The 10,194-nt window shown below is 63.4% G+C and carries 7 protein-coding genes; 3 read left to right on the top strand and 4 right to left on the bottom strand.

What is annotated here, in order from left to right; genetic code table 11:
* Positions 1-200 precede the first annotated feature (200 nt).
* Genes AC3WN7_RS26020 through AC3WN7_RS26010 form a run of 3 tightly spaced genes read left to right on the top strand, consistent with a single transcriptional unit; the run spans position 201 to position 4,051 of the window.
* On the top strand, positions 201-1,547 hold the full coding sequence (locus AC3WN7_RS26020) for a hypothetical protein (RefSeq protein WP_095967968.1): 1,347 nt from the start codon (positions 201-203) through the stop codon (positions 1,545-1,547).
* 35 nt (positions 1,548-1,582) lie between these two features.
* Positions 1,583-3,832 (top strand): Ig-like domain-containing protein, encoded by a 2,250-nt coding sequence (locus tag AC3WN7_RS26015; protein WP_102675551.1) that lies wholly within the window; start codon positions 1,583-1,585, stop codon positions 3,830-3,832.
* Between the two features lie 57 nt (positions 3,833-3,889).
* Positions 3,890-4,051, top strand: coding sequence for a hypothetical protein (locus tag AC3WN7_RS26010; RefSeq protein WP_256585793.1), 162 nt, complete (start codon positions 3,890-3,892; stop codon positions 4,049-4,051).
* Here AC3WN7_RS26010 and AC3WN7_RS26005 read toward each other — a convergent pair.
* The 4 genes from AC3WN7_RS26005 to AC3WN7_RS25990 form a co-directional block, all read right to left on the bottom strand.
* Positions 4,009-5,394: a DUF1254 domain-containing protein gene (locus AC3WN7_RS26005; RefSeq protein WP_102675550.1), complete on the bottom strand. Its 1,386-nt coding sequence runs from the start codon at positions 5,392-5,394 to the stop codon at positions 4,009-4,011. The two genes, AC3WN7_RS26010 and AC3WN7_RS26005, sit on opposite strands and share 43 nt — an antisense overlap.
* Positions 5,391-6,740 carry a DUF1254 domain-containing protein gene (locus AC3WN7_RS26000; protein ID WP_102675549.1) on the bottom strand — a complete coding sequence of 450 codons (1,350 nt, stop codon included), beginning with the start codon at positions 6,738-6,740 and terminating at the stop codon, positions 5,391-5,393. The genes AC3WN7_RS26005 and AC3WN7_RS26000 overlap by 4 nt, the downstream gene beginning before the upstream one ends.
* A gap of 157 nt (positions 6,741-6,897) precedes the next feature.
* Positions 6,898-8,235: a DUF1329 domain-containing protein gene (locus AC3WN7_RS25995; protein WP_102675548.1), complete on the bottom strand. Its 1,338-nt coding sequence runs from the start codon at positions 8,233-8,235 to the stop codon at positions 6,898-6,900.
* 11 nt (positions 8,236-8,246) lie between these two features.
* The gene (locus AC3WN7_RS25990) at positions 8,247-10,073 is read right to left on the bottom strand and encodes a DUF1302 domain-containing protein (protein WP_102675547.1); all 1,827 of its coding nucleotides are present in this window, start codon (positions 10,071-10,073) and stop codon (positions 8,247-8,249) included.
* Between the last annotated feature and the right edge of the window lie 121 nt (positions 10,074-10,194).

The following is a 10,194-nucleotide window of genomic DNA, read 5'->3' as shown; positions in this document are numbered from 1 at the left end:
CCCTGCGCCCCTGCGCCCCCTTTACCCCCAATGTTGGGGACAACCGCCCGTTTGATCACTTCCCGGTCTATCGGCCACGACTGCGTCAACGCCTTTGTTCAGGCCTCTGCCGGGCGTTTTCGCTGATTGGTATGGAAGTTGCCCCTCCCTGGCAACTGACCCATCCCCAAAGGGCAGGTACTTCGACAGAGGGAATACCCATGCACCCTTTTCTGTGCAAAACCGCGACCGCGCTGGGCGTGATCGCTCTGGCCCAAGGCATCGCCCAGGCAGCGCTGTTTGCCGTAGACCCGGGACCCTACCTGCCAGCCAATGGCAACTTCGCCGCCTGGTATCAGGATGCCCACGGCCGAACCCTTGACCTGTGCTTGTCAAAGGCTGTCAGTTCCAGGGTTGCCAGCGCGCCTGGCGCTCCGACTTACATGTGCTCGTTGATCCCTAACCCCGGGATTTTCGACGACACCCAACCGTTGGTCTTCCCGACCAATTTCCCCGACGAAGCGTTCTGGGCGACAGGCGAAACGACCATCGTCGACGCCGCCCGAGGCATCGACCTGACCTATGTCTCGGCGCTCGAAGCCGCCTTCAGCGGGGGTGATCCGCTGGAGGGCGATCAGATCAGCTTCGCCCGTATCCGTATCCGCGTCGACGTGCCCGTCGCCGGTACCTATGTCATCACCCACCCCTATGGCGTCGAGGTATTCAATATCGACACCCCCGGCCGGCGGGCGATCAACATGACCCGGGACATCGGCATCGGTGCGCCAAAAACCTATGACGGCGCGCTCAAGGGTGACGTCGGGCCGTTCCTGCGCAGCGTCAACGGCCCCTACACCGAGACCAACCCGAGCACGGGCCAGGCGGAAAAATTCGTCGGCGATCCGAACCTCAACGAAGCCGTGACCGGCAGCCCGTTCAACACCAACTACGTGCGTATCGAAGGCCCCAATGGCCTGGACTTGCGCACCAACCTCTTCGCCGTTTCCGGCAAGTTGTCATCGGTGGTCCGGCCGACCCCGGTCATCGCCGAACGCAGCACCTACTCGCGACATGCCGGCGCCAGCGCACCGGTGGCCCAGCAGGATGTGTTCGTGTTGGCCCCACCGCCACCGGCCAGCGTGACCCTGACCAGCAACAACCCGGTACTGAACTTCTCTGAAGCGGACACCACCGGCCACTGGTATGCGCAGTCGCCGAACAATCCGACCCTGCCGGGCACCTTGCAGGTGACCGCCGACAACCACCTGGCGATCACCAGCAGCACGCCGACCGTCTTGCCCATGCCGCTGACCGACCTGGTGACGATCTCACGTGCCGAGTACAGCCTGAGCACCGGGCAAATCAGCATCACGGCCTCGACCAGCGACGAAACCTCGCCACCGGTGCTCACCGCTACCACCGGCTCCGGTCTTGCCATCGGCGCCCTGAGTGGCGACGGCGCCGTGAAAAGCCTGGCCACCGGCATCACACCGATTCCGCCAGCCCAGGTTCGCGTGACGTCATCCAATGGCGGCAGCGATACCGAAGAAGTGGTCATCGTGCAATGAACGCTCACATGCCCGGATCCTCATCAGGAGGCATCATGAACAAATGGCCACGCCTGGCGGTCAACGCCCTGGGACTGACTCTATCGCTGTCCGGCAGTGCTTTCGCGCAACTCGCCGCCGTCGATCCCGGCCCCTACACCTTTGCCACCGGGAAATTCCCCATCTGGTATCAGGACAACAATCAGCTGTCGATGGAACTGTGCCAGTCCCGCGCCGTCAGCACACGGGTCGCTGCCAGTGTGCCACCGGCGTACATGTGCACCCTGCTGCCGACACCCGGGATTTTCGACGACACCCAGCCGATGGTGTTCCCGGATAACTGGCCGGACGAAGCCTTCTGGTACCTGGCCGAAACCAGCATCCCCGACAATGCCGCCGGCTATGGCATGGACGCCTATGTCGCCGGGATCGAGGCTGCCTTTGCCGGCGGCAACCCGGTCGACGGCGACCAGATCAGCTTCGCGCGGATTCGCATGCGGATAAATGTTCCCACTGCCGGGACCTACACCATTACCCACCCCTATGGTGTGGAAACGGTCAACGTCACCACTCCCGGACGTCGTGCGATCAACATCACCCGGGACGTCGGCATCGGTGCACCGGGGGTTTTCAGCGGTGCGGTCAACGGTGCGATCGGACCGTTCCTGCGCAGCGTCAACGGCCCCTACACCGCGGTGAATCCGGACACCGGCGCCATCGAAACCTTCATCGGCGACCCGAACCTCACCGAGGCCGTGACCGGCAGCCCCAACAACACCAACTTCGTACGCATCCAGGGCCCGGCCGGGACCCTGCAGACCAACCTCTTCACCGTGGCCGGCAAGGTGCTCGACAGCCGCGCGCAAACCGCGGTGGACATGAGCCGTGCCACCTACCGGCGCACCGCCGGCACGGGGGGCAACAACACCCGGGTCGAAGTGTTCGCCAAAGCCGACAATGGTTCGACCCTGTGCTTTCGCGAAAGCATCGCCCTGGTGCCCGGCCCGCCGCCGACGCCTTGCCAGACCAACATGGTGAGCGATGACAACGGCACGTTCTTCGCCCAGCATCTGCTGGCCAACGGCACCGTGCCGCCGGTCGTGGTGGTCACCGCCACCAACCCGGCCGGCACCACCCGCCCGACCGCGGTGTCGAGCAAGCTCTCGGACCTGGTGAAAATCCAGACCGCCAGTTATAGCTGGAGCAACCACAGCCTGCTGATCGAGGCCACCTCCACAGACGAAGTGGTGGTACCGGACATGGTCGCCCAGGGTTACGGACGGCTGTCGAAAACCGGCACCCTGCAACGTCTGACGGTGGCTGACCTGTCCCAACCACCTGCAACCGTCACGGTGAAATCCGCCGCCGGCGGCAGTGACACCGAGCCGGTCGTAGTCGTCGGCACTGCACCGGACACCGGCGCGAACCAGGCACCGATCTGCGTCGCCGATACCGGCAGCACCAGCTTCGGCGTGCCGATCACCCTCAATCTGCTGGCCAACGACAGGGACCCTGATGGCAACACGCCGCTGAGCATTACCGCGCTGACCCCACCGGCTGCCGGCCAGGGCACCGTGGCATTGAGCGGCACCACGGCGGTGGTCTACACCCCTCCCGCCGTGGTCAACGCGCCGCTGACCGCGACCTTCACCTACAAGGCCCAGGACGTCAAAGGCCTGGCCTCGACGACGGCGGCAACCGTGACCATTACCGTGGCGCCTAACCGGCCTCCGGTGGCGGTCGCCGATGCCGTCACGACACTGGGTGTGGCGATCCCGATCAGCGTGCTGGCCAACGACACCGATCCGGAAGGCAACCTGCCGCTGGCCGTCGCCAGCTTCACTCCACCACCGACAGGTCGCGGCACCGTCAGCAGCAACGGCACGGTGCTCACCTACACCCCACCGGCCTCCGTCCCCACGGCCTTCACCACGACCTTCACCTACTTCGCCCGGGACAGCTTCGGCGCCGTGTCGACGACGCCGGCCACGGTCACGGTGCAGGTTTCGCCACGGCCTGTTGCGGAAACCTTCGCAGTGACCACCGCAACGGTCAGAGCCCGCTCCAACAACCGCTTCACCTGGGACTTTGCCGGCACCTCATCGGTGACCACCGGCAACACCATCACCGTCAAGGTCACTACCCCTGCCGGGCTGGTCACCCTGGGCACCACCTCCGTACCGGTGAATGGACGCTGGAAGTTGACGGTGAACAACACCACCACGGTGGTTCCGTCGGCCAGCCCGACCGCCACGATCAGCTCGTCCCAAGGCTCCGTGCGCACGGTGCCGGTGATCGCCAACTGAGCCCGCGCCCCATCAGCCACACTGGTTGATGGGGCCGGTTTCACCTCGGACAGCCCCATGAAAACATCGACTGGCGCCCTGCTCTGCCTGGTTCTGCTGTGCGGCATTACAGGCGTGCACACCGACGATTTGATTGGAAACGACGACCTCGGCCCCGGTGGCGGTACGGGCGCGGCTCAGGCAGACACCACTTCAACCACCGGCATTTGCCAGCGTTGATTGACCACCTGCTGCCCGGGCCCATACAGGCGCAAGATCAGGGTGAACGCCCCGCTCGCCGGCGTCGGCAACCAATTGCTCTGCTCAGGCGGCGTGGTGTTCTGCAAGATCAACGTCAACCCGCCGTCCGCGTCCATCTGCATATGATCCCGACTGCTCAGGCCGTAACGATTGATCGGGTTGGCCACCAGTTGTCGGTCCGGCAAGTCATACAACGTCAGCGACCAGAACTCGCTGGCGGGCGGCAATTGACCCGGTGCGAAACGCAGGCGATAGCGTCGCCCGCCCTGCAAGGGTTGCCCTTGATTATCCACGCGAGTGCCGGTGTAGAAGGCCTCCTCCACACTGTTGCCGTAAATGCCGACATTCGCCGCAACAGCGCGGTTGAGGTAATTGCCGTCCAGTGTTTCGCGCGTGCCGAACAGGCCGAGGGTGGTGCGTACCTGGCTCACCGCCGTTTGCAGTTGCGCCTGGGCGTCCTGAATCCCGGCGAGCAGTGCCTTGCGAGTGGCTGGCGGCAACGTCGCCGGGTCGAAGCCCTGGCCGGGCACGATGCCGATCCGCGCAAAGCGTGCGCGCAAGGCTTGCTCGGACGGTTGCGTCGGACACAGGCTGAGGATCTGGTTCAACACCGGGATAAACTCAAGCCCCAAGCCGGTCTTACTGTCCCAGGGTTGCCAGTCAATGACGGGGGCGGCCACAGGCGCTGCACTGCCGACATATTCATGCAACGAACGCAAACCGTATTGCTGCTGCAAGGCACGCACCGCCGGCAGGTCGCCGGCGTTTTTCAGACCCGTTCTGCCAAGCACCATGACGATTTCGGTTTCGCTGCGCAGCACGGCCGTGACGCCGTCCGGTGTATGGCCTTGCCAGTCGGGTCCGGCGATCAGGTAATTTCCCGCATCGCGCCCGGTGCTGAGCACGCCGACATAGGCAAAGTTGTGGGTGTACTGGTCGACCAGTTGCAGCACGTAGTAGCGGTCATCAGGCACGGCCGGCACACTCAGCACTTGCGGCTCGCTGCGCAGGTCGAGCCAGGCCCAGGAATACGGCGTGTCGTTGTTCGGCGTGACGATGTCGCGATTGCTCGGGGTGAACAACTCGCCGTAGTGACGCAAGCGGTTGAAGCCGCCGACGTACTCCGGCGCAGACGCGTTGAGCGCCTGTTTTTCCATGGTCTGGTAATGCATGAGCATGGGGTACGCGTAAATCCACGCCTCCTTGGCAATCTGGCGAAGGTCATCGGAATCAGCGGCCAGCAACCAGCCTGGAAACATCAGGCTGCCTCCCAATACCCCCATGCCACCCAACACCCGGCGACGACTGAAAATCAGGTTCACGGTTCGATCCTCGCAATCGTCGGCAACTGATAACTCCCGTCCAGTGCCCCGCCCTTGGGCAGGTACAGGCGCAACAGCAGGTTGAACGGACCTTGCGGTGTCGGCAGCCAGTTGCCCTGCGGCGTATCCTTGGGCGCATCGGCTTGCAAGGTCAGGGTCAAGCCGCCGTCGGCATCGTAGTGTAGACCAGGGCTGCGGTCGCCCAGGGCATAACGCTGGATCGGGTTGGCGGCAAGCAGTTGGGTCTTGCCGTCGTACAAGGTCAGTGACCAGAACGCATTCACCGGCGGCAATTGCCCTGCAGGGAAATGCAGGCGATAGGCGTGCTGGCCGCTGAGCATCTGCCCCTTTGCATCATGCAGCGCCATCGGGTACAGCGCTTCCACAGCATCGTTGGCGTAGATGTAGCGCCAGGCAACCGCGGCACGGGTCAGGTCGTCGTCGCCGAACTTGCCGACGTTGGACGGCGACGGCAACCAGCCCTGCTGTTCCACCGACAGCTGGCTGGACGCTGCGCGCACTTGCTCGCGACCGGCTTCGGCGCCTTGGGCGACGGCTTCGTGCAAATCCGCCGGCGCCTGGAATGTGGCGCCCGGCTTCACACCGATGGCGGCGAAACGGGCCAGTTTTTCCTGCTCGCTGGCGCTCCATTGGTGCAGCGGCGCCAAGGCGTTGAAGGTGCTGAACAGCGCCTGCGCCGGCCCCTGTCTGGTGTCCGTGTACGCTGGAAGCTGCAGCGTTGCCAAGGCTTCAGGCGCCGCGCCGCCGCTCACGGTGGACAGTGGTTGCAAGGCGTAGCCCTTGAGCACTTGAGCGGCGTCTTTCTGATCGGCTTCGCCCTTGACCTCGGTGCGCCCCAACAGGAACACCAGGCGACTCGGCGAGCGAATCACGCCGCTGAAACCCGATGGCACTTCACCCTTCCAGTCCGGCCCGGTGATCAGGTAGCGCCCCGCTTTATCACCCGTGGCGCGGGTGCCGATGTAGTCGAGGTTGTCGGTGCGCATGTCGACCAGTTGAAAGCTGTAGTAGCGCCCCTGCACGGCCGGCACGTCCAGCACCATCGGCTCGCTGCGCAAATCAAGCAAGGCTCGGGAATAGAAGGTGTCGTTGTTCGGCGACACCACTTTGTTGTCCTGCGGGCCGAGCAAGCGCGGTTCGCTGTAGAGCCGGTTGAACGGCAGCTTCGCGGCGATGGCGCTGAGCACTTTGTCGTGCTCGACGGTGGCGTAGGCGAACACGTAGGCCTCCCGGGCCAGTGCCTTCGCCTGGGGTTGATCGAGGGTTGCAGCGTGAACGGTACCCAGGCTTGCGCCCAGGGCAAGAGCGGATATCCAGTAGCGCACGGTAGATCTCCTTTAGATAAACATCGGCACACCGGCCCACTGTGGGAGCGGGCTTGCTCGCGAAAGCGGTGTGTCATTCACTCATGATGTCGACTGACACGGCCCCTTCGCGAGCAAGCCCGCTCCCACATTGGATTTTCGGTGGTTTGGCGAAGGGTTACTTGGCCCAGCGCCTCAGGTCCGACGGGGTGTAGTCGTCGGTCTTGGCGGCGAAGCCCACGCGCATCGGTTCGGTCTCTTCGTTGGCCAGGCCGCCGGCGTAGTAGCGTCCGGAGATCAGGTCGTAGGAGGTTTCCAGCACGTTGTAGGTGAAGCCGTGGTCATACTGTTGAATCGCATGCAGTTCACCGCTGCGCCACAGTTCACCGCGACTGTCGTACTGGTCCGACTGGGCGATCTGCCAGCTGTCCTCGTCCACATAAAAGCGGCGCTTGGCGTAGATGTGCCGAGCACCCGGCTTGAGGGTCGCTTCCACCACCCACACCCGATGCTTCTCGTAGCGGGCCAGGTCCTGGTTGACGTGGTTGGGCTTGATCACAGCGTCGTACTTGAGGTCGCGGCTGCCGATCTTGTAGCTGTTGTAAGGGATGAACAGCTCTTGCTTGCCCACCAGTTTCCAGTCGAAACGGTCCGGCGCTCCGTTGTAGCCGTCGACGTTGTCGGCGGTGATCAGGCCATTGCTGTAACGGGCGCTGTTGTCATAGGCGATCATCGGCGCACGCCGCACGCGACGTTGCCCCGGCAGGTATTGCCAGGCCGAACGCGGCTCGGCGACCTGGTCGATCGGCTCATGCACCAGCACCGCTTCGCCGGACAGACGCGCCGGCTCCAGCACCCGGCTCTTGAACATGAACAGGATGTTGGAACCTGGCTCCAGTCCGCCCACGGTGTCGGCGAAGTTGATCAGCGACTGGTTGCGCACGTAGCTGGTGGCGCCGTTTTCACGCACCAGTGCGGCGCTGCTGATGCGCTCGTAACTGCCGCCGCGATAACGGGTCATGTGGTTCCACATCACTTCCAGGCCTTCGGTGGGCAGCGGAAACGGAATACCCCTGGCGTAGTCATGCAAGCCGTTGCCGCCATCGGCCATGCTGGTTTTGGCCACGTTGTCGCGGCTTGCCGCCAGCACCTCTTTGGGCAGGTTGGCGCTGCGATGGGTCGGGTAGATGTTCATCTTGTAGGTCTCGGGAAAGCGCTTGAACAAGGCGATTTGCCCGGGGCTGAGAAACTTCTCGTACTGCGCCACATTCTTTGCTGTGACAGTGAACAAGGGCTTCTCGGCCGCATAAGGGTCGCTGTAGCCGCCCTTGCTGTCGACGGTGCCGGCGTTGCTCGCCAGGCCACCGGTCCAGGCCGGAATGCTGCCGTCGGCATTGGCTGCCATTTCCGAGCCCATGGGGGTCAGGGTCTTGCCCAGGGCTGCCGAATCGGTGCCCTTGGCCTGTGCCAGGCCGACGGTGCAGGCCAGGGCCAGCACGCACAATTGCATACGCATAACGGTTCTCCTTAGAAGTCTGCCTTGAAGCTGACGGATGCGAAATCGCGGTCGTCGAGGGTGCTGTAGTCGTTGGAACCGAAGAAGGCGTTGTAGGCCAGTTCCACGCTGTAATCGTTCATGTAGACGCCGGTCAGGCTCACGCCCAGCGCTTGCTGGCCTTCCTGGAACGGTCCTTGCGGATCGTAGGAATAACCCTCGACGTCATGCCGCCAGTTGACGGCCGGAATCAGGTTGATGCCCGGCAACACATCGCTGTATTCGAGGCTGGCGCGCAGGCGATAACCCCACGACCACTCGGTGGCAAAGCCTTTGTCGGTGCAGTACTGGTTGGTGACGCCGGAAGCCACGGTGTTGCACGGCGTGCCGTTGCGCGGCGCACTGCGGCCGAACGCTGCGCTACGGCCAAGGCGCTCGTCGCCCAGATCGTCGATATGCACGACACCGGCTTCACCGAACAGGCTCAGGCGTGTGGCGCCCAGCACGTTGTCGATGGCCTGGGTGGCCGAGCCGGTCATCTGCCAGACACCCTTGCGCTCCCAGGCATCGAACTGGCTGCCATTGGTGGTGCTGAAACCGGGCGGCAATTGCACCCAGGAGCTGCCCCCCGGCCCGGAAATCACAGCGACGTTGACGTCAGGTGCGTTGATCGCCAGTGGCATGTTCGGCCGATAGCTCAGCTCACCGGCCAGGGAAATCCCGGTAACCGATTCGACGCCGTTGAGGCTGATGCCGTACAGGTGAATGTTTTCCGGGAAGGCCGCCGCATAACTCGGCGCCTGGGTGCCACCGGGAAAGGTGCCGGGCAAGGAAGTGTTCCTGGCGTTGAGGGTGAAATACGGCAACCGCGAGTGATAGTTGATGTAGTAGATCGCGGCTTCAGCATCGTTCAGCGCCGGGATCATCTGGCGCAGGGCGAAGCCGAACTGGCCGTAATCGGACGGCGACTCATTGCCCCGGGAGGTGGCGTACAACCCCGCGGCCTGCATCTGATCATCGGTCTGCACCTGGCTCAGGTACAACGGCCCGCACCCCGGCTGAATCACGTCGCTACTGGCGAAGAACGTGCCGCAACCGTCGAGGACACTGGGCCGCCAGTTGTATTGGTAGAAACCTTCGAGGTTGGTGGTGTCGGTCAGGCCGAAGCTGAAGGACACCATCTCCACCGGCAACTGGCCTTCCTTGATTTCCACACCGGGACGGTTGAACGCCGAGATGTCCAGCGGGTTGATCACGTTGATGCCGTTCTGGATCAACAGCGCCTCGCCCCAGGACACCACCTGGTTACCGACCTTCACGTTCAGCGGATGCTCGGCCACCTGGAAGTCTTTCCAGACGTAGGCATCGAGGACCTGGAAGCCCTTGAACTTCGACAAGTCGTCCCAGCCCGAATCGTCGAAATCCTTGAAGCGGCCATTGCCGGTTTCATAGGCGTGGTCGTACCAGTATTTGAAGCGCAGGAACGCGCCCTGGCCCTGGCCATCGAGGCTGAAATCGGTGAGGCCCTTGAAAAGCTGCGAGATGGGATCGCCCTTCTCGAAGTTCAGCCGGTTGTCATCGGCGCTGACGCTGCTGCCATTGGCATTCACGCCCTGGGCCTGCAAGGCATTGGCGCGGGTCATCAGGCTTTTGTCGGGATTTTGCGTCGACCAACTGCTGCCCAGGCTCAGGCTGGTCCTGGTCGACAGGCTCCAGTCTTCGTTGAGGTCAAAGGTGGTGGCGCAGGCCGGCCCCGTGAGTATGGCAACAATCGCCAACGCAAGCGGTTGCGGGCGGGTATGGCCAAGCCGGTGAAGTCGTTGGCGGACTCCGGCTGTGGCCGAGCTTTTTTTTATCATTATTGGGCTCCGGTCAGGTTTGCTCAGCCCGGACACGGTGCCCAACTATCGAGCGCGACACGCAAGCGATGGCCGACAAAAAATAATCATCGGGGGGGTCTGCGGGGCGGGTGGTATTTTT

It is taken from the genome of Pseudomonas sp. FW305-70 (assembly GCF_058783925.1).
This window is presented reverse-complemented; position numbering and strand designations above follow the sequence as displayed.

Excerpts from the sequence above, each read along its gene's own strand:
- AC3WN7_RS26020 (WP_095967968.1), top strand. The coding sequence starts at position 201 with ATGCACCCTTTTCTGTGCAAAACCGCGACCGCGCTGGGCGTGATCGCT.
- AC3WN7_RS26015 (WP_102675551.1), top strand. The coding sequence starts at position 1,583 with ATGAACAAATGGCCACGCCTGGCGGTCAACGCCCTGGGACTGACTCTA.
- AC3WN7_RS26010 (WP_256585793.1), top strand. The coding sequence starts at position 3,890 with ATGAAAACATCGACTGGCGCCCTGCTCTGCCTGGTTCTGCTGTGCGGC.
- AC3WN7_RS25995 (WP_102675548.1), bottom strand. The coding sequence starts at position 8,235 with ATGCGTATGCAATTGTGCGTGCTGGCCCTGGCCTGCACCGTCGGCCTG.
- AC3WN7_RS25990 (WP_102675547.1), bottom strand. The coding sequence starts at position 10,073 with ATGATAAAAAAAAGCTCGGCCACAGCCGGAGTCCGCCAACGACTTCAC.